The sequence below is a fragment of the Massilia sp. IC2-476 genome (genome assembly GCF_020707295.1).
In the GTDB taxonomy this organism is placed as follows: domain Bacteria; phylum Pseudomonadota; class Gammaproteobacteria; order Burkholderiales; family Burkholderiaceae_D; genus Telluria.
In genome coordinates, this window is record NZ_JAJFER010000009.1 from 105196 (window position 1) to 124187 (window position 18992).

Genomic DNA, 18992 nt, shown 5'->3' on the forward strand with positions numbered 1-18992 from the left:
GCCTATTGTAGTCCGCCCGCGCGACCGGTTTGGCGAAAATGCATGACAATATGCTCATGGACACCGACCTCTACACCGCCGCGCAGCTGCGCGAAATCGAACGGGCCGCCTATGCCGACCTGCCGCCCGGTGCCTTGATGCGCCGGGCCGGCGAAGCCGCGGCCAAATTTGCCCTCGAGCTGCTGGGAGAGCGGCGCGACAAGCCGGTCCTGCTGCTGGCCGGTCCGGGCAACAATGGCGGCGACGCGCTCGAGATGGCGGCGATCCTCGCCGATGCAGGCGTGGACGCCACCGTGCTGCATCTGCCGGGCCAGCGCGAAACCACCGATGAAGCAGCCAGCGCCCACGAGCGCGCGCGCGACGGCACGGTCGGCTTCATCGACATGCTGCCGCCGGACGCCGACTGGGGCCTGGCGGTCGACGGCCTGTTCGGCATCGGCCTCACGCGCCCCATTGAGGGCGAATACCGCGACCTGGTCGCCGCGCTCAACAGCATGCGCTGCCCGGTGCTGGCGCTCGATGTGCCCAGCGGGCTGGATGCGGACACCGGCGCAGTGATCGGCCCCGACGGCGTGGCGGTGCGGGCCACGCACACCATCACCTTCCTGGCGAACAAGCCTGGACTGCACACGGCGGACGGCCGCGACCACGCGGGCCAGGTGCAGGTCGAGCGGCTGGGCCTCGCGCAAGACCTGTTGCCCGCGCCTGCCGCGCGCCTCGCTTCGGCCGAGGTGTTCGCGGGACGGCTGGCGGCGCGGCGGCACAACACCCACAAGGGCAGCTTCGGCGACGTCGCCGTGATGGGCGGCGCGCACGGCATGGCGGGTGCCCCGGTCCTGGCCGCGCGCGGCGCCCTGTACGCCGGCGCCGGCCGGACCTTTGTCGCGATGCTCGACCCCGGCCCCGGCTACGACAGCGTGCAGCCCGAGCTCATGTTCCGCCTGGCCGACGACTTCGATTTTGCCAAGCGGACGCTCGTCATCGGGCCCGGCATGGGCGGTTCCGCGACCGCCATGCGCCTGCTGGCCAAGGCCCTGGACAGCGACAGCCCGCTGGTGATCGACGCCGATGCCATCAACCTGATCGGCGCCAGCCCCGACCTGCTGGGACGCCTGGCGCAGCGCATGGCGCCGGCAGTGCTGACGCCACACCCACTGGAAGCGGCGCGCCTGCTCGGCATGACAGCAAGCGCGATCCAGGCCGACCGATTGACGGCGGCGCGCGAGATGGCCCTGCGCACGGGGGCGGCCGTCATCCTGAAGGGATCGGGCTCGGTCATTGCGCGTCCGGACGGCGCCATGCTGGTCAACCCGACCGGCAATGCGGGCCTTGCGACGGCTGGCAGCGGCGACGTCCTGGCGGGGATCTGCGGCGCCCTGCTGGCGCAGGGCTGGCCGGCATGGGAAGCGGCAGCGGGAGCGGCGTGGATCCATGGGGCGGCGGCCGACCTCTTGGTGGCGCACGGCGTCGGGCCGATCGGCATGACGGCGGGCGAACTGCCGGCGGCCGCGCGCGCGGTGCTGAACCTCCTGGTGCTGGAAGCGGCGAGAAATTAAGCCAGGCGGCCGGCGGCGATCGTGATGGTGCGGCCGCAGCGCGCGGCCATCGCCGGGTCGTGCGTCACCAGCACGAGGGTGGATCCGCGTTCGCGGTTCAGTTCGAACATCAGCTGAATGATCGACTCGCCCGTGGCGGCATCCAGGCTGCCGGTCGGCTCGTCCGCGAACAGCAGCGGCGGCTCGGTGACAAAGGCGCGCGCCAGCGCGACGCGCTGCTGTTCGCCGCCGGATAGATACTTGGGGTAGTGGCGCAGGCGGCTGCCCAGACCGACGCGGCCCAGCATCGCTTCGGCTTTGGCGCGGGCGTCGGCGTCGCCGCGCAGTTCCAGCGGCAGCATCACGTTTTCCACCGCGTTCAGGTGGGCCAGTAGCTGGAAGGACTGGAACACGAAGCCTAGCTTGGCCTTGCGGAAGGCGGCGCGGCCGTCCTCGTCGAGGGCGAAGATATCGGTCCCGCCCAGCAGCACCTTGCCTTCGGTCGGCGTATCGAGGCCGGCCAGCAGGCCGAGCAGGGTCGACTTGCCCGAGCCGGAAGCGCCGACGAGCGCGAGCGTCTCGGCCGGTTGCACGGTAAAATCGATGTTTTGCAGGATGGTGAGTTCGCCGCTGGCGTCCGCCACCCGCTTCGTCAGGCCGCTGACGGCAATCGCCGGGGTACGGACATCGGGCGTCGCTGCCGTATCTTTGACCAGACCATTCTTGTACGCCTCGGGGTGATCACGCATGCTAGCTATTCTTAAAAAGTTGTCCGTCGGTGCCTGCCTGATGCTGGCAGCATCGGCGAGCGCCTATTCTGCACCAAAAACCGTGCTCGTGGTGGGTGACAGCCTGTCCGCCGAATATGGCATTACCCGCGGCACCGGCTGGGTCGCCCTGCTCGAGCGGAAGCTCAAGGCCGAGAACGTCCAGGCCAAGGTGGTCAACGCCAGCGTCAGCGGCGAGACCACCATCGGCGGGCGCACCCGCCTGCCCGCCCTGCTGGAGCAGCACAAGCCCGACATCATGATCCTCGAGCTCGGCGCCAACGACGGCCTGCGCGGCCTGCCGGTGGCATCGGCCGAAAGCAACCTGCGCGCGATGGTCAGCATGGCGCAGCAGAAGAAGGCGCAGGTGGTGCTGGTCGGCATGCGCATGCCACCCAACTACGGCCGCGCCTACACCGAGAGCTTCTTCAACATGTTCAAGAAGCTTTCCACCGAAACCAAATCGCCGCTGGTGCCCTTCATGCTGGAAGGCGTCGCCGACAAGCCGGCCCTGTTCCAGCAGGACCGCCTGCACCCGACGGCCGCCGCCCACCCCATCATCCTGAACAACATCTGGCCGCAATTCGCGCCGCTCGTGAAAAAATAATGAAATACCCTGCCGTCCTGAGCTTCGCCGACATCCTTCCCGACCTCGATTCCTTCGACACCATCATCGACGCACGCAGCGAGTCGGAGTACGCGCTCGACCGCATCCCGGGTGCGATCAACGCGCCGGTGCTGGACGACGCCCAGCGCATCCGGGTCGGCACGCTGTACAAGCAGGTTGGCGCCTTCGAGGCCAAGCGCGTCGGCGCGCCGCTGGTGGCCGCCAACATCGCGCGCCATATCGAGACTCTGTTTGCGGACAAGCCGCGCGAATGGAAGCCGCTGGTCTACTGCTGGCGCGGCGGCAACCGCAGCGGCTCGATGGCCCACATCCTGGCCAAGATCGGCTGGCCGGTGGTGCAGCTCGACGGCGGCTATAAGGCCTATCGCGCGCACGTGGCCAGCGCCCTGGAGAATCCGCCGGAGCTGGACTTCCGCGTGGTCTGCGGCACCACCGGCAGCGGCAAGAGCCGCCTGCTCGAGACCCTGGACCGTATGGGTGCCCAGGTGCTCGATCTCGAAAAGCTGGCCGCCCACCGCGGCTCGGTACTGGGCCATCTGCCCGACGAACCGCAGCCGACGCAGAAGATGTTCGAGAGCCAGATCTGGCACCAGCTGCGCCACTATGACCCCAGCCGGCCGGTGTTCGTGGAATCGGAAAGCAAAAAGGTCGGCAACCTGCGCGTGCCGGATGCGGTGATGCAGCGCATGCGCGCCTCGCCCTGCATCTCCCTGTCGCTGTCGCGCGAGAACCGGGTGCGGCTGCTGATGGAAGACTACGAGCACTTCTGCAAGGACCCCGCCGCCCTGACCGGCCAGCTGGACCACCTGGTGCAGCTGCACGGCCACGAGAAGATCAAGGCCTGGCACGAGATGGCCAATAGCGGCGCGATGGCGGAGCTGGTGGACCAGCTGCTGGTGGAGCACTACGATCCGGCCTACCTGCGTTCGATCGACAGGAACTTCGTGCAGTTTCCGAAGGCGGAGGTGCTGGAGCTGGGCGATATTGCGGAGGGTGATTTCGAAGCCGCTGCGCGCAGTTTGCATCCTGCTTGAGTACCGTTAGCATCATTCTCACCGCTCGCCTTTGATCCGTCATCCCGGCGCAGGCCGGGATCCAATTCCGTCGCACTGGGAGAACGCAAGCGTTCCTGGCGTCATGTGCAAACTTGGATCCCGGCCTACGCCGGGATGACGTGCTAAGGGTGTGGCATCATCGATGCTGCGCCACGATTCAACATACAAAACAAAAAGCCCGGCTGCTCACACAGCCGGGCTTTTCTTTACCTGCTTGCCGCTTACTCGGTCTTCGCCCCGAGCTGCGACGGCTGCACGTTGATCTTCGCCTTGGCCTTGGACTTCAAGGCTTCGACGTAGTTGAACATCTCCGCCTGGCCGACCATACCAGCTACGGTCTGCGCTTCCTGCTTGCGGCGGTTCGCGTCCGGTGCGGCGGGCTGCGAGACCTTGCCGATGCGGTAGACGCCATAGCCCTGGCCCGGAATCTCGACGCCCACGTAGGCCGGCAGCTTGCTCACGTCCGCCTTCAGCACCGCGATTGCGGCGGTGGTGTTGATGGTCGGTTCCTTGGTGCGTGCCACGACCTTCGGCTCGCCGAAGCCGGTGGCGTCGCCCGATGCCTTGGCAGCGTTCAGCTTCTGTTCGCCGGCGGCACGCGCCAGGCGCGCAGCTTCCTCGATCGTCACGCGCTGGCGGATCAGGGCGTCGACTTCAGCCAACGGACGCTTGGTGGCCGGCTTGAACTCGACCACGCGACCCGAGATCAGCACGCTCGGCGCCACTTCCACGGCTTCGGTGTTGCGCTTGTTCTTGACGGCGTCCACGCCGAACAGCGCGGCCAGGAATTTCTCGTTGTTGAACGGCGCCTGCGCCTGCTGCGGGTTCGGCTTGCGGGTCAGGCCGTCCACGGTCTGGATCTTCAGGCCCAGCTTGTCGGCCACGGGCTTGAGGCTCTCCGACTGCTCGTAGACCATGTTGGTGAAGATCTCGGCCATTTCCGAGTACTTCTTCGACATCTTCTGCTTCTTCAGGTCGGCAGCGATCTCTTCCTTCGCGCCGTCCAGCGGCTTCTGCGCGGCGGGCTTGAGCGACGTGAGCTTGATGATGTGGTAGCCGAACTCCGACTGCACCACACCACTGGTCTGGCCTTCCTTCAGCGCATAGATTGCGTCTTCCACCGGCTTGACGAGACCGCCCTTCTCGACCACGCCCAGGTCGCCGCCCGACGGGGCCGAGCCCGGATCCTGCGACTGCGCCTTGGCGATCTCGGCGAAGTTGTCCGGGTTCTTGCGGACCTCGGCCAGCACTGCCTCGGCCTTGGCCTTCGCGGCCGCCTGGTCGGCCGGCTTGGCGTCGCGCGCCACCGTGATCAGGATGTGGCTCGCGGTGCGCTGTTCCGGCGTGGTGTAGCTCTTGAGGTTCTTGTTGTAGTAGTCGGTGACTTCGGCGTCGGTCACCTGCACCTGGCTGGCCACGGCTTCGGCGTCGAACACGACGTATTCAGCCTTGACCTGTTCCGGGATCGAGAACAGCGCGGCGTTCTTGTCGTAGTAGGCCTTGACCATCGCGTCGGTGACCTTCACCTGCGGGAGGAACTGCGCGATCGGGAACTGCATCTCCTGGACTTCGCGTTCCTGGTCGTTGATGTCCGACAGGCGCGCGGTCACGCTGCGCGGGGCAAAGGCGGTCGACTGGATCGAACCGGCCAGCTGCTGCACGGTGAGGTCGCGGCGCAGGCGCTGGTCGAACATGGCCGGGGTCATGCCCTGCGCGGCCAGTGCGGCCTTGTACTGCTCCATGTCGAAGCTGCCGTCCGGTTTGCGGAAGGCCTGCACTTCCTGGATGGTCTTGGCCAGCGCGGCGTCGCCCACGGTCATGTGGGTGCGCGCGATTTCGGCGTTGATGGCGCGTTCCGCCACCAGGTTGTTCAGGATCGCCTGCTTCGCTTCCGGCGTCTCGAACATCTTCTGGTCGAACTGCGGGCCCATCATCTGGCGCGCCTGGTCGATCTGGCGGCGCTGGGCTTCTTCCCATTCCTGCTGGGTGACCTTCTGGCCGGCCACGGTCGCCACGCCGGAAGCGGCGTCGCCGCGGTCCTGGTAGCTCTCGACACCGACTAACACGAACGATGGCAGGATAATGACGAGCAGCAGCCCCTGCATCACGCGCTTGTTGTTACGGACAAAATCAAACATGGTCAGCCATTCAAGGTTGAAAATGCTTTAACAGCACAAGTTAAAAAAAAAGGCGAACTCGCGTTCGCCCCTTCTCGTCTTCCGGAGCCTTCGCAGACTTCGGACCTTACTGAATCCTGGCGGAGCGGACGGGGCTCGAACCCGCGACCCCCGGCGTGACAGGCCGGTATTCTAACCAACTGAACTACCGCTCCAGAATAATGTTGTGGATGTTGGCGGAGCGGACGGGGCTCGAACCCGCGACCCCCGGCGTGACAGGCCGGTATTCTAACCAACTGAACTACCGCTCCAACAAGAATTCACTACATCGGACTGCCATTTCTGGCAGTACCCTCTGCATGTCACTGCAGAGAAGGCATTAGTTTACAGCATCTTTCAGAGCTTTACCAGCCTTAAATTTCGGAACCTTCGCTGCGGCGATCTTGATCGGTTCCTTGGTGCGCGGGTCGCGGCCGGTGCGTGCAGCACGCTCGCCCACGGTGAAGGTGCCGAAGCCGACCAGCGTCACGCTGTCGTTCTTCTTCAGGGACTCGGTCACGGCTTCGATCATGGCGTCGAGAGCGCGCGTCGCCGAGGCCTTGGTAATGTCCGCGGACTTCGCAATTTCTTCGATCAGTTCTGTCTTGTTCACTCTAACCCTCGTTTATACGTTGGACGCCGTGGCGTCTTCCTGCAAAAGTGCAAGCGCGTATTAAACAAGGGCAACATTGGTCTGTCAAGCAACATCCATGGAGGGTGGAATCGGTTGTACGGATGCGTCACTTCGCGCATGCGTGCAGGCCAAAAAAGACAGGCGCCGAAGCGCCTGTTTCATCGATCGCGCGAAGCGATCAGTGCTTGACCACGTCGGTCGACGCTTCGGTCGCCGCCGCCGCCGGGGTGACGGCAACGGTGGCCGGCACGTCGGCCAGCGCTTCCGGCTGGCGCTCCAGGGCGACTTCGAGGACCTTCTCGATCCAGCGCACCGGCACGATCTCGAGCTTGTTCTTGACGTTGTCCGGGATCTCGGCCAGGTCCTTCACGTTCTGCTCGGGGATCAGGACCGTCTTGATGCCGCCGCGATGTGCCGCCAGCAGCTTCTCTTTCAGACCGCCGATCGGCAGCACTTCGCCGCGCAGCGTGATCTCGCCCGTCATTGCCACGTCGGCGCGCACCGGGATGCCGGTGAAGGCCGAGACCAGCGCCGTCGTCATGCCGATACCGGCCGACGGACCATCCTTCGGCGTCGCGCCTTCCGGCACGTGGATGTGGATGTCGGTCTTCTCGAAGGCTTCGGCCTTGATGCCGAAGCGCTGCGCACGCGAACGCACCACGGTGCGGGCCGCTTCGATCGACTCCTTCATCACGTCGCCCAGGGTACCGGTGCGGATGATGGCGCCCTTGCCCGGCACGTTGACGGCTTCGATCGTGAGCAGGTCGCCGCCCACCTCGGTCCACGCGAGACCAACCACCTGGCCGATCTGGTTTTCCTTCTCGGCCACGCCGAAGTCATAGCGGCGCACGCCCAGGAACTTGTCCAGGTTCTTGGCGCCGACCGTGATCTTCTTCTCGCCCTTGGTCAGCAGCAGCATCTTGACGACCTTGCGGCAGATCTTCGAGATTTCACGCTCGAGTGAACGCACACCGGCTTCGCGGGTGTAATAACGGATGATGTCGCGGATCGCCGATTCCTCGACCTTGATCTCGCCTTCCTTCAGGCCGTTGTTCTTGATCTGCTTCGGCAGCAGGTAGCGCTGCGCGATGCTGGTCTTCTCGTCCTCGGTGTAACCCGACAGGCGGATCACTTCCATCCGGTCCAGCAGCGCCGGCGGGATGTTGAAGGAGTTCGAGGTCGCCACGAACATCACGTCCGACAGGTCGAAGTCGACTTCCACATAGTGGTCGCTGAAGGTGTGGTTCTGCGCCGGGTCCAGCACTTCCAGCAGGGCCGAGCTCGGATCGCCGCGGAAGTCCGCGCCCATCTTGTCGATCTCGTCCAGCAGGAACAGCGGGTTGCGCACGCCGACTTTCGACAGCGACTGCAGCACCTTGCCCGGCATCGAGCCGATATAGGTACGGCGGTGACCGCGGATCTCGGCTTCGTCGCGCACGCCGCCGAGCGCCATGCGCACGTACTTGCGGTTGGTGGCGCGGGCGATCGATTCGCCCAGCGAGGTTTTACCCACGCCCGGAGGACCGACGAAGCACAGGATCGGGGCCTTCAGCTTGTCGACGCGCTGCTGCACCGCGAGGTACTCGAGGATGCGTTCCTTGATCTTGTCGAGGCCGTAGTGGTCCGATTCCAGCACCTGCTGGGCCTTTTCGAGGTCGATGGTGACCTTCGACTTCTTCTTCCACGGCAGGCCGACCAGGGTGTCGATGTAGTTGCGCACCACGGTGGCTTCGGCCGACATCGGCGACATCATCTTGAGCTTCTTGATCTCGCCCATTGCCTTGTCGAGCGCCTCTTTCGGCATCTTGGCGGCGACAATCTTCTTCTCGAGTTCCTCGATATCGGCGCCGTCTTCGCCCTCGCCCAATTCCTTCTGGATGGCCTTGACCTGTTCGTTCAGGTAGTACTCGCGCTGCGACTTCTCCATCTGGCGCTTGACGCGGCCACGGATGCGCTTCTCGACCTGCAGGATATCCAGTTCGCCTTCCAGCTGGCCGAGCAGGTGCTCGAGGCGCTTGGCGACGTTGAAGATCTCGAGGATGACCTGCTTCTGCTCGAGCTTGAGCGGCAGGTGGGCGGCGACGGTGTCGGCCAGGCGGCCGGCGTCGTCGATGCCTGCCAGCGATGCCAGGATCTCCGGCGGGATCTTCTTGTTCAGTTTGACGTACTGGTCGAACTGCTGGACGATGGCGCGGCGCATGGCCTCGACTTCGGAATCGTCGCCGATTTCCGATTGCACCGGAGTCAGCTCGGCGGTGAAGTGGGTGGCGCCATCGGTGATGTTATCGATGCGCGCGCGCTGAGCGCCCTCGACCAGGACCTTCACGGTACCGTCGGGCAGCTTCAGCATTTGCAGAATATTGGCCACGCAGCCGATCTCGTAGATGTCTGCGGCGGAGGGTTCGTCTTTGGCGGCAGCCTTCTGGGCGGCCAGCATGATGCTCTTGCCCTGCTCCATCGCGGCTTCGAGTGCCTTGATGGACTTCGGACGGCCGACGAACAGAGGTATCACCATATGCGGGAACACGACCACATCGCGCAACGGCAGAAGTGGCAGCGTCGTTTGCTCGGTTAATTTCGAAGTTGTCATGGCATACCTTATAGAAACGTGTTGCTGAACTTGGGCGCTCGCAGCGCAAATCTCAAGACCACTGCGAATATATTTTCTAACCGTAATATTTAAGCACTTGGTTATTAATATAGCCGTTCCGATAAAAAACGCGTTTTCAAATGAAAAAGCCACCGCGCAGGGGATCCCGCGAGTGGCTTTTCGATTGAAGCCCGGTTTCTTATTAAGACCTAGTGTACCCTCAAGAATCCGTACGGCAAGACTTTTGTGACAAAAGTGTGGCGCTTTTTTAGTTCTCGCCGGAAGCTTTTGGCGTTTCGCTGTAAATCAGCAAAGGTTTCGCGCCATTCGTGATCGTATTTTCATCGATCACGACCTTCACGACGTTTTGCTGGCTTGGCAGCTCGTACATCACATCCAGCAGCGCGTGCTCGAGGATCGAGCGCAGGCCGCGGGCGCCGGTCTTGCGCGCCAGCGCCTTGCGGGCGATCGCGTGCAGGGCCGCAGGACGTATTTCGAGTTCGGCGCCTTCCATTTCAAGCAGCTTCGAGTACTGTTTGATCAAAGCGTTCTTCGGCTCGATCAGGATCTGGATCAGCGCCTCTTCGGTCAGCTCGCTCAGGGTGGCGACCACAGGCAGGCGGCCGACCAGTTCCGGGATCAGGCCGAACTTGATCAGGTCTTCCGGCTCAGCTTCCATCAGGATTTCGCTGTTGGCGCGCTCGGTCTGACTCTTGACCGTGGCCGCGAAACCGATGCCGCTCTTTTCCGAACGGTTCTGAATGATCTTGGCCAGGCCATCGAAGGCGCCGCCGCAGATGAACATGATGTTGGTCGTGTCGATCTGGACGAAGTCCTGGTTCGGGTGCTTGCGGCCGCCCTGCGGCGGCACCGAAGCCATGGTGCCCTCGATCAGCTTCAGCAGCGCCTGCTGCACGCCCTCGCCCGACACGTCGCGGGTGATCGACGGGTTGTCGGACTTGCGCGAAATCTTGTCGATCTCGTCGATGTAGACGATGCCGCGCTGGGCCTTCTCGACTTCGTAGTTGCAGCTTTGCAGCAGCTTCTGGATGATGTTCTCGACGTCCTCGCCGACATAGCCGGCTTCGGTCAGCGTGGTCGCGTCGGCGATCACGAAGGGGACGTTGAGCATGCGCGCCAGGGTCTGGGCCAGCAGGGTCTTGCCGGAACCGGTCGGGCCGACGAGCAGGATATTGCTCTTGGCCAGTTCGACGTCGTCCTTCTTGCCCAGGTGCTTGAGGCGCTTGTAGTGGTTGTACACCGCCACCGACAGGATGCGCTTGGCCGTCTGCTGGCCGATCACGTACTGGTCGAGCAGTTCGGTGATTTCGTGCGGAGTCGGCAGATCGGACTTGGCGCCCGCCACCGATTCGACGTTCGAGGTCTCGTCGCGGATGATGTCGTTGCACAGGTCGATGCATTCATCGCAGATGAACACCGACGGTCCCGCGATCAGCTTCTTGACTTCGTGCTGGCTCTTTCCGCAGAACGAGCAGTACAGAAGTTTTTCGCCGCTGGAGGATTTTTTGTCAGACATGGGGCAGGTAATTTAATTAATTGCAATGAATGTATCGCTAATACGGGTACGCAACAAGCGCGCACACGACCATGCTACCTGAAATAAAAACGAAACGCCCGAACGTCGTTCCGCCCGGGCGTTTTTTGGCAACACCTTGGTTGATGTCGCAACGCGCTTAGGCGCGGTTGGTCAGGACGCGGTCGATCATGCCGTACTCGACAGCCTCTTCCGCCGACATGAAGCGGTCGCGGTCGGTGTCGCGATGGATCTGCTCGATGCTCTGGCCGGTGTTTTCCGCCATGATGCGTGCCAGGCGCTCGCGCAGGTACAGGATTTCCTTGGCCTGGATCTCGATGTCCGAGGCCATGCCCTGCGAACCGCCGGACGGCTGGTGGATCATGACGCGCGAGTTCGGCAGCGAGAAACGCTTGCCCTTGGCGCCGGCGGCCAGCAGGAAGGCGCCCATCGAAGCGGCCAGGCCGGTGCACAGCGTGGAGACGTCCGGCTTGATGAAGTTCATCGTGTCGAAGATCGCCAGGCCCGCCGAGACGGAACCGCCCGGCGAGTTGATGTACAGCGAGATGTCCTTGTCCGGATTCTCGCTCTCCAGGAACAGCAGCTGGGCCACGATCAGGTTGGCCATCTGGTCGTTGACAGGGCCGACCAGGAAAATCACGCGCTCCTTCAGGAGGCGCGAGTAGATGTCATAGGCGCGCTCGCCGCGGCCGCTTTGTTCGACCACCATCGGCACGAGGCCGAGTGCTTGGGTATCCAATGCCGGATTACGAATCATACCTGTCTCGTTCCTTGTAAATAGGGGTTGGGACGACCACCCACAGACACGTAGGGTGGGCAGCTTCGCTGCCCACGAGATGATTGTTGGCGGCTCCGAAATCGTGCTCGACGATCGCGCCGCCACTAAACAACTGTGGGCGTCCGCAATTCAGGCCACCGGCCTGAATTGCCCCGCCCACCCTACAATTAAACCACAAAAGCCTTTCGGCCCTTGCCTGTTAACCTTGTGGGTTGCCACCCATCAGTTCATCGAAAGCGATGGTCTTGGTGCTGACCTTTGCCTTGCCGAGGACATAGTTAACGACGTTTTCTTCCAATACAAGAGCTTCCACTTCGGCCAGGCGGCGGCGGTCGCTGTAGTAGTACTTCAGGACTTCCTTCGGATCTTCGTAGCTCTGCGAGAAGTCTTCGATCTGTGCCTTGACCTGTTCCTGGGTGGCGTTCAGGTTGTTGTCGCTGACCAGCTGCGACAGGATCAGACCCAGGCGCACGCGGCGCTCGGCCTTGTCGGCGAACATCTCGGCCGGGAACGGCATTGCCTTCACGTCCATACCGCGCTGCATCATGTCCTGGCGGGTCATCTCGGCCAGGCGCTCCGAATCCTGCTGGATCATGGCCTTTGGCACTTCCATGTCGGTGGCCTTGACCAGCGCATCCATCACGGCTTCCTTGTTGCGGGCCTTGACGCGGGCGGTGACTTCACGCTCCAGGTTGGTCTTGATGTCTTCGCGCATCTTCTCGATCGAACCGTCTTCGATGCCCAGCGAACGCGCGAATTCGGCGTCGACTTCCGGCATGTGGGCCCACTCGAGCTTCTTCAGGGTGATGGTGAACTCGGCGGTCTTGCCGGCCACGTCCTTGCCGTGGTAATCCTCCGGGAAGGCCAGCGGGAAGGTCTTGGCCTCGCCCACTTTCAGGCCGACGGTGGCAGCTTCGAATTCCGGCAGCATGCGGCCTTCGCCCAGCACGAAGGCGTAGTTGTCGGCCTTGCCGCCAGCGAATTCTTCGCCGTCGATCTTGCCGACGAAGTCCACGGTCACGCGGTCGCCGTTGGCAGCGACAGCTTCGCCGCCGGTGCCGTGCTCGCCTGCCTCACCCTTGGTGTGGTAGTGCACGCGCTGCTTGCGCAGGATGTCGATGGTCTTGTCGATTTCAGCATCGCTGACGTCGGCCTTGACGGTCTCGACTTCGACGCCGGCCAGGTCGCCGATCACGACGTCCGGGTAGACTTCGAAGGTCGCGTCGAAGGCCAGCATGCCTTCCGGTGCGTCTTGCTTCGGCTCGATTTTCGGGAAGCCGGCAACGCGCAGCTGGTTCTCGTTGGCAGCGTCGTTGAATGCACGGCCGACTTTGTCGTTGAGCACATCCGATTCGATCTGGTAACCGTATTGGGCAGCGACCATCTTGAGTGGCACCTTGCCTGGGCGGAAGCCCGGGGCTTTGGCCGTCTTGGCCTGCTGCTTCAGGCGCTTGTCAACTTCGGTACGGACGTCAGCTACCGGAAAAGTGATCGTCAAGCGACGCTCGAGTTTACCCAGGGTTTCGACTGCAGTTGCCATTATAAAAATCGTCCAAAAAAATAATTATTCGTGGTGCGAGGAGGGGGACTCGAACCCCCACACCATTGCTGGCGTCAGGACCTAAACCTGGTGCGTCTACCAATTTCGCCATCCTCGCGCAGGATTGCATTTTTGCCACAAAAACAAAGGGCGCCCGACAGTGAAACCGGCCGCCCTGCACTCCTCTGTTTAGGGGCTACAACTTCAATCAATTATTTTACTGGATTTTCTGACACTATTGGGCGTTTTTTGCTAGGCGTGCGGGGGTGGGGAGCTCATCTATATAGGAGTTTGGACGCTCATCTATATGCATGTGTACATCGACTGCGTGGGCGGACGAGCCGCCCACCCTACCGACAGAGCAGATTTTGTAGGGTCGGCAAGTTTCTTGCCCACGCGGTCAACAAGCGCTTGCGCTACGCAACTTTCGTCCCGACCGGCTTCTTGACCCTGAACCAGGCCGCGTACAGCGCCGGCAGGAACAGCAAGGTCAGCGCCGTCGCCACCAGCAGTCCACCCATGATCGCCACCGCCATCGGTCCCCAGAACACGGAGCGCGACAGCGGAATCATGGCCAGCGCCGCCGCGGCCGCCGTCAGCAGGATCGGCCGACAGCGTCGCACCGCCGCCTCGACCACCGCATCCCACGCTTCCGCCCCGCCGGCGATGTCCTGCTCGATCTGGTCGACCAGGATCACCGAGTTCCGGATGATCATGCCGAACAGCGCGATCACCCCGAGGTTGGCCACAAAACCGAACGGCCGGTCGAACACCAGCAGCGCCATCGCGGCGCCGGCAATGCCCAGCGGCCCGGTCAGGAACACCAGCAGCGCGCGCGAGAAGCTGTGCAGCTGCAGCATGAGCAGGGTGAACACGATGAACAGCACCAGCGGCACATTGGCCATGATCGAGGCTTCCGCATCCGAACTGTCGGCCGCGGCGCCCTCCACCGTCACACGGTAGCCTGCGGGCAGCCCGGCGCGGATCTCGGCCAGCTTGGCGTCCACCTGGGCGGTCACGGTCGGCCCCTGGATACCCTCGACCACGTCGGACTGCACCATGATCGCCCACTCGCGTCCCTCGCGCCAGACCACGCCCGGCTCCCAGACGAAAGCGACGCGCGCCAGCTGCCCGATCGGCACCGCGCCGCCGCTGCCAGTGGGCACCAGGGCTTCGGACAGGCGCGTGATGGTCGAGCGCTCCTCGACCGGCTGGCGTACCACGATGTCGATCAGGCGGTTGGTTTCGCGGAATTGGCCCACCGGCGTGCCGGTCAGGGTGGTGTTGATCACGCGCCGCACCGCCTGCGAAGTCACGCCCAGCGCGCGCAGCTTGTCCTGGTCCAGGTCGAGGCGCAGCACCTTCACCGCCTCGTTCCAGTTGTCGTTCACGCCCACCGTGTTCGGGTTGGCGCGCAAGACCTCCTTCACGCCGTCCGCCACCTTGCGCACGACGCCGATATCCGGCCCCAGCACCTGGAACTGCACCGGATAGGCCACCGGCGGGCCGTTCGGCAGCAGCTTGACGCGGCCGCGCACTTCGGGGAAGTCGTTGCGGAAGGCTTCTTCGATTTTCACACGCAGCCGTTCGCGCGCCCCGGCGTCGACAGGCAGCACGACCAGCTGCGACACGTTCGACTGCGGGAAGATCTGGTCCAGCGGCAGGTAGAAGCGCGGGCTGCCGGTGCCGACGTAGCTGGTCACGCTCTGCACGCCCTGCTGCTGCTTCAGGAAAGCTTCGAAGCGTTTCACGACCGCCTCGTTGGCGGCGAAGCTCGTGCCTTCGGGCGACCACATCTCCACCATCAGCTCGGGACGGCTGGAATCCGGGAAGAACTGCTTCTCGATGAAGTTAAAGCCGAACACCCCCAGCGCGAACACGCCCAGGCTGAGCGCGATCGTGGTCTTGCGCCACTCGACGCACCAGTTGACCAGGCGCCGGAAGCGCTCGTAGGCCGGGGAGTCGAACACGTCGTGCGAGGATTCGCCCTGGCCGTGCGGCTTCACGCGCAGCAGCACGTAACCGATATAGGGCGTGAACACCACCGCCGCCACCCAGGAAATCAGCAGCGCCAAGGCGTTCACCGAGAACATGGTGAAGGTGTATTCGCCCGCCGCCGACTTGGCCAGGCCGATCGGCAGGAAGCCGGCGGCCGTGATCAGGGTGCCGGTCAGCATCGGCATCGCGGTCGAGGTGTAGGCGAAGGTCGCTGCCTCGAAGCGCGACAGGCCCTCTTCCATCTTCCTTACCATCATCTCGACCGCGATGATGGCGTCGTCCACCAAGAGGCCCAGCGCGATGATCAGGGCGCCGAGCGAAATCTTGTGCAGCGAAATATCGAGCACGCGCATGAAGAGGAAGGTAATCGCCAGCACCAGCGGAATGGTCAGGGCCACCACCAGGCCCGGGCGCACGTCGATCCGCAACTTCGGCTTGGTATGCAGGCCGAGCGCGATAAAGGAGACGGCCAGCACGATGATCACCGCCTCGATCAGCACCTTGATGAACTCGTTGACCGAGGCGGTGACCGCCTGCGGCTGGTCCGACACGCGTTCCAGCTCGATCCCGACCGGCAGCTGCGAACGGATGCGCGCCACGGTGGCGTCCAGGCCCTCACCCAGGCGGATGATGTTGCCACCCTTCTCCATCGACACGCCCATGCCGATCACCTCCTTGCCATTGAAGCGCATCTTGTCCTTCGGCGGGTCCTGGTAGCCGCGCGTGACGGTCGCGAAGTCGCCCAGGCGGAAAGTGGTGTTCCCGGCGCGCAGCTGCAGGTTTTCCAGCTGTTCGGCACTCTTCAGGGCGCCGGTCACGCGCACCTGCAGGTAATCCGTGGGCGTCACCAGCACCCCGCTGGCTTCCACCGCGTTTTGCGTCGCGATCTGGTTGACGATCTGCTCGAAGGGCACGCCCAGCTGGGCGAACTTCTTGCTCGAGAACTCGATGTAGAGCTTCTCGTCCTGTACGCCGAACTGCTCGACTTTCGAGACCAGGGGCACCTTCAGGAGCTGCTGGCGCACAAAGTCGGCGTAGTCGCGCATCTCGGCCTGGGTGAAGCCGTCGCCTGACAGGGCGAAGATGGAACCGTAGGTGTCGCCGAATTCATCGTTGAAGAAGGGACCGATCACGCCCTGCGGCAAGGTGGCCGCCATGTCGCCGATCTTCTTGCGCACCTGGTACCAGGCTGGCGCCGTCTCGGAAGGCGGGGTCGATTCGCGCAGCTCGAGGATGATGGTGGTCTCGCCCGGCTTGGAAAAGCTGCGGATGCGGTCGATGTAGGGCGTCTCCTGGAGCTTGCGCTCCAGCGGATCGGTCACCTGCTCGGCCATCTGCACCGCGGTCGCGCCCGGCCACACGGCACTGACCACCATGGCGCGGAAGGTGAACGGCGGGTCTTCGTCCTGGCCTAGCTGCTGGTAACTCAGGATGCCGCCGATGAGGAGCGCGGCGATCAGGTAGCGCGTGAGCGGAATGTGTTCCAGCGCCCAGCGCGACAGGTTGAAACCCTTCATTGTCCGCCCCCGACTGCCGCGGCTTCGGTATCGCCGCGGCGCGAGACGTCGGCGGTCAGGATGCGCACCTTCTGGCCGGGCTTGAGCAGGTGCACGCCCGCCGTGACGACGGTCTGCCCCGGCTGCACCCCGCCCGACAGCAGGATGTCGTTGCCCGACTGGCCTGCGACCTGCACCCGGCGCAGCTGCACCGCCGGCACGCCGGACCGCCCTTTCTCCACCAGCCAGACGCTGGTCGCGCCCTTGTCCTGCACCAGGGCGCTCAGCGGCACGCGCAGTGTTGCCGCGTCGCTTGCTGCCTTGGTCGCCATCTCCACGGTCGCCGTCATGCCGAGGCGGATATCCGGCCGCGGCGGAATCGATACCTTCACGGTATAGGTGCGGGTGGCCGGATCGGCCACCGGCGCGACTTCGCGGATCTTGCCGGGAATGGCTTCGGCGCGGTTGGCCCACAGGCGCACGCTCACCTCACTGGCCTGGCGCAGCTGTTCCACCCGGTCTTCCGGGATGCCGATCACGACCTCCTTTTCGTCGGTGCGAGCCACCCGCACCACCGGCGCACCGGCGCTCACCACCTGGCCGACTTCGACGTCCACCGCCGTCACTACGCCGTCGGTGTCGGACGCGAGATTGGCGTAGCCAGCCTGGTTCGACTGGCCGCGCAGGCCGGCTCCAGCCGCATCGACATTGGCCTGGGCTGCGCGCAGGGCCGCCTGCTTGGCGTCCAGCACCGCCTGGCTCACGAAGTTCTGGGCGCGCAGGTTCTGGTGGCGCTTGTAGTCGGCCTGGGCGAGGTCGCGCTCGGTCTCGGCGGCGCGTAACGTGGCCCTGGCCTGGGCTTCGGCCAGGCGCAGGTCCTGCGGGTCGAGCCGCATCAGGACCTGGCCATCCTTGACGATGGCGCCGACATCGACCTTGCGCTCGACGATCTTGCCGCCGACCCGAAAAGCCAGGCGCGACTCGTAGCGCGCGCGCACGTCGCCGGAGAACTCGAAGCGCTCGTCCCCGTTGCCGGCAGCCAGGGTGATGGCGCGCACCGGGCGCACCTCTTCCACCCTGGGGGCGGGTTTGTCGCAGCCGGCCAGCAAACCAAGGACGGCGACAGCGAGCGGCAGGCCATATGCACGGCGGGTGAGGCGAAGCTGCGGAAAAGCGAACACGTGGAATCCCTTGTCGTTATTGGCGTCGAACGGGCAAACATTTGGCATTTGTTATCAAGCAATTATAATCAGCGGACCCATTGAAATCCCGACATTAGAGTCAACAGTCAAATATGCCAGTCGAGCATTACGAGAACTTTCCTGTGGCATCGATCCTGCTGCCGCGGCGCCTGGTGCCGGCGGTCGAGGCGATCTACGCCTTCGCCCGCAGCGCCGACGACATCGCCGACGAGGGCGATGCGGCGCCGCCGGAACGCCTCGCCGCGCTGGAGCGCTACGGACAGGAACTCGCTGCCATCGAGCGCGGCCAGGTGCCGGCCGACCCGCTGTTCGCGCGCCTGGCCGCCGTGGTGGCCGAGTTCCGCCTGCCGGTGGCGCCCATGCACGACCTGCTGTCGGCCTTCCGCCAGGACGTGGGAACCACGCGCTACGCCGATTACACCGCGCTCCTCGACTATTGCCGGCGTTCCGCCAACCCGGTCGGCCGCCTGATGCTGGAACTGTACGACGCCGTGGACGAGCGCAATCTGCGCGATTCGGACGCGATCTGCACTTCCCTGCAGCTCATTAACTTCTGGCAGGACGTCGCCATCGACCTGGCCAAGGGACGCATCTACCTGCCGCTGGAAGACCTGGAGCGCCATGCGGTGAGCGAGGCGGAACTGAAAGCCGGCCCCGCGACCCCGGCCTGGCGCGCGCTGATGCGCTTCGAGGTCGACCGGGCGCGCGCCCTGATGCTGAGCGGCGCCCCGCTGGCGCGGCGCCTGCCGGGCCGGGTCGGCTGGGAACTGCGCATGATGGTGCAGGGCGGCCTGCGCATCCTGGAAGCGATTGAAAAGGTCGATTACGACGTGTTCCGGCGCCGTCCGACGCTGGCCCCGGCCGACTGGGTCGTGGTCGGCTGGCGCGCCCTACACATGTAAACCGCGAACTGTCGTTCGTAGGGTGGGCGGCTTGTCCGCCCACGCGGTTACCGACGGCGGTACATTCGCAACAGGCGCAAAGGTCCGCGATCACGGCGTGGGCGGAATACCCGCCCACCCTACGATCGGCTAAGATAGCGGATTCGCATCACACAA

At 64.2% G+C, this 18992-nt stretch carries 13 protein-coding genes and 3 tRNA genes; 4 read left to right on the forward strand and 12 right to left on the reverse strand.

The window, feature by feature from the left end; genetic code table 11:
* The first annotated feature begins 56 nt into the window (after positions 1-56).
* Entirely contained in the window at positions 57-1556 is a 1500-nt protein-coding gene (locus tag LK539_RS21140; RefSeq protein WP_227803038.1) for an NAD(P)H-hydrate dehydratase, read from the forward strand.
* Here the strand turns inward: LK539_RS21140 and LK539_RS21145 are convergent.
* Positions 1553-2284 (reverse strand): ABC transporter ATP-binding protein, encoded by a 732-nt coding sequence (locus LK539_RS21145; protein WP_227803039.1) that lies wholly within the window; start codon positions 2282-2284, stop codon positions 1553-1555. The genes LK539_RS21140 and LK539_RS21145 overlap by 4 nt on opposite strands.
* Positions 2285-2324: 40 nt before the next feature.
* Between LK539_RS21145 and LK539_RS21150 the strand changes: the two genes are divergently transcribed.
* Positions 2325-2909: an arylesterase gene (locus tag LK539_RS21150; protein ID WP_227803040.1), complete on the forward strand. Its 585-nt coding sequence runs from the start codon at positions 2325-2327 to the stop codon at positions 2907-2909.
* On the forward strand, positions 2909-3964 hold the full coding sequence (gene mnmH / locus LK539_RS21155) for a tRNA 2-selenouridine(34) synthase MnmH (protein WP_227803041.1): 1056 nt from the start codon (positions 2909-2911) through the stop codon (positions 3962-3964). The genes LK539_RS21150 and mnmH overlap by 1 nt, the downstream gene beginning before the upstream one ends.
* A gap of 242 nt (positions 3965-4206) precedes the next feature.
* On the opposite strand, the gene LK539_RS21160 is transcribed toward mnmH, so the two are convergent.
* The 11 genes from LK539_RS21160 to LK539_RS21210 all read right to left on the reverse strand — a co-directional run bounded on the left by LK539_RS21160 (position 4207) and on the right by LK539_RS21210 (position 17961).
* Positions 4207-6123 (reverse strand): SurA N-terminal domain-containing protein, encoded by a 1917-nt coding sequence (locus LK539_RS21160; RefSeq protein WP_227803042.1) that lies wholly within the window; start codon positions 6121-6123, stop codon positions 4207-4209.
* A 117-nt stretch (positions 6124-6240) separates the two neighbouring features.
* A tRNA-Asp gene (locus tag LK539_RS21165) sits at positions 6241-6317 on the reverse strand.
* Between the two features lie 19 nt (positions 6318-6336).
* Positions 6337-6413 (reverse strand) — tRNA-Asp (locus LK539_RS21170).
* A gap of 68 nt (positions 6414-6481) precedes the next feature.
* Entirely contained in the window at positions 6482-6754 is a 273-nt protein-coding gene (locus LK539_RS21175; protein WP_227803043.1) for an HU family DNA-binding protein, read from the reverse strand.
* Positions 6755-6953: 199 nt separating this feature from the next.
* Positions 6954-9365 (reverse strand): endopeptidase La, encoded by a 2412-nt coding sequence (lon, locus tag LK539_RS21180; protein ID WP_227803044.1) that lies wholly within the window; start codon positions 9363-9365, stop codon positions 6954-6956.
* A 268-nt stretch (positions 9366-9633) separates the two neighbouring features.
* The gene (gene clpX / locus LK539_RS21185) at positions 9634-10902 is read right to left on the reverse strand and encodes an ATP-dependent Clp protease ATP-binding subunit ClpX (RefSeq protein WP_227803045.1); all 1269 of its coding nucleotides are present in this window, start codon (positions 10900-10902) and stop codon (positions 9634-9636) included.
* A 157-nt stretch (positions 10903-11059) separates the two neighbouring features.
* Positions 11060-11677, reverse strand: coding sequence for an ATP-dependent Clp endopeptidase proteolytic subunit ClpP (gene clpP, locus LK539_RS21190; protein WP_227803046.1), 618 nt, complete (start codon positions 11675-11677; stop codon positions 11060-11062).
* 220 nt (positions 11678-11897) lie between these two features.
* The gene (gene tig / locus LK539_RS21195) at positions 11898-13238 is read right to left on the reverse strand and encodes a trigger factor (RefSeq protein WP_227803047.1); all 1341 of its coding nucleotides are present in this window, start codon (positions 13236-13238) and stop codon (positions 11898-11900) included.
* A 31-nt stretch (positions 13239-13269) separates the two neighbouring features.
* Positions 13270-13356: transfer RNA gene (locus LK539_RS21200), tRNA-Leu, on the reverse strand.
* A gap of 298 nt (positions 13357-13654) precedes the next feature.
* Positions 13655-16753 (reverse strand): efflux RND transporter permease subunit, encoded by a 3099-nt coding sequence (locus LK539_RS21205; protein WP_227803048.1) that lies wholly within the window; start codon positions 16751-16753, stop codon positions 13655-13657.
* Positions 16750-17961, reverse strand: coding sequence for an efflux RND transporter periplasmic adaptor subunit (locus LK539_RS21210; protein WP_227803049.1), 1212 nt, complete (start codon positions 17959-17961; stop codon positions 16750-16752). The genes LK539_RS21205 and LK539_RS21210 overlap by 4 nt, the downstream gene beginning before the upstream one ends.
* Before the next feature lie 65 nt (positions 17962-18026).
* Here LK539_RS21210 and hpnC point away from each other — a divergent pair, with 65 nt between their 5' ends.
* The gene (hpnC, locus tag LK539_RS21215) at positions 18027-18836 is read left to right on the forward strand and encodes a squalene synthase HpnC (RefSeq protein ID WP_227803050.1); all 810 of its coding nucleotides are present in this window, start codon (positions 18027-18029) and stop codon (positions 18834-18836) included.
* Positions 18837-18992: the final 156 nt, after the last annotated feature.

Coding starts and splice junctions, on each gene's coding strand:
- LK539_RS21145 (WP_227803039.1), bottom strand. CDS start 2,284: ATGCGTGATCACCCCGAGGCGTACAAGAATGGTCTGGTCAAAGATACG.
- hpnC (WP_227803050.1), top strand. CDS start 18,027: ATGCCAGTCGAGCATTACGAGAACTTTCCTGTGGCATCGATCCTGCTG.
- tig (WP_227803047.1), bottom strand. CDS start 13,238: ATGGCAACTGCAGTCGAAACCCTGGGTAAACTCGAGCGTCGCTTGACG.
- LK539_RS21150 (WP_227803040.1), top strand. CDS start 2,325: ATGCTGGCAGCATCGGCGAGCGCCTATTCTGCACCAAAAACCGTGCTC.
- clpP (WP_227803046.1), bottom strand. CDS start 11,677: ATGATTCGTAATCCGGCATTGGATACCCAAGCACTCGGCCTCGTGCCG.
- LK539_RS21160 (WP_227803042.1), bottom strand. CDS start 6,123: ATGTTTGATTTTGTCCGTAACAACAAGCGCGTGATGCAGGGGCTGCTG.
- mnmH (WP_227803041.1), top strand. CDS start 2,909: ATGAAATACCCTGCCGTCCTGAGCTTCGCCGACATCCTTCCCGACCTC.
- clpX (WP_227803045.1), bottom strand. CDS start 10,902: ATGTCTGACAAAAAATCCTCCAGCGGCGAAAAACTTCTGTACTGCTCG.
- LK539_RS21205 (WP_227803048.1), bottom strand. CDS start 16,753: ATGAAGGGTTTCAACCTGTCGCGCTGGGCGCTGGAACACATTCCGCTC.
- LK539_RS21210 (WP_227803049.1), bottom strand. CDS start 17,961: ATGCCAAATGTTTGCCCGTTCGACGCCAATAACGACAAGGGATTCCAC.
- LK539_RS21140 (WP_227803038.1), top strand. CDS start 57: ATGGACACCGACCTCTACACCGCCGCGCAGCTGCGCGAAATCGAACGG.
- lon (WP_227803044.1), bottom strand. CDS start 9,365: ATGACAACTTCGAAATTAACCGAGCAAACGACGCTGCCACTTCTGCCG.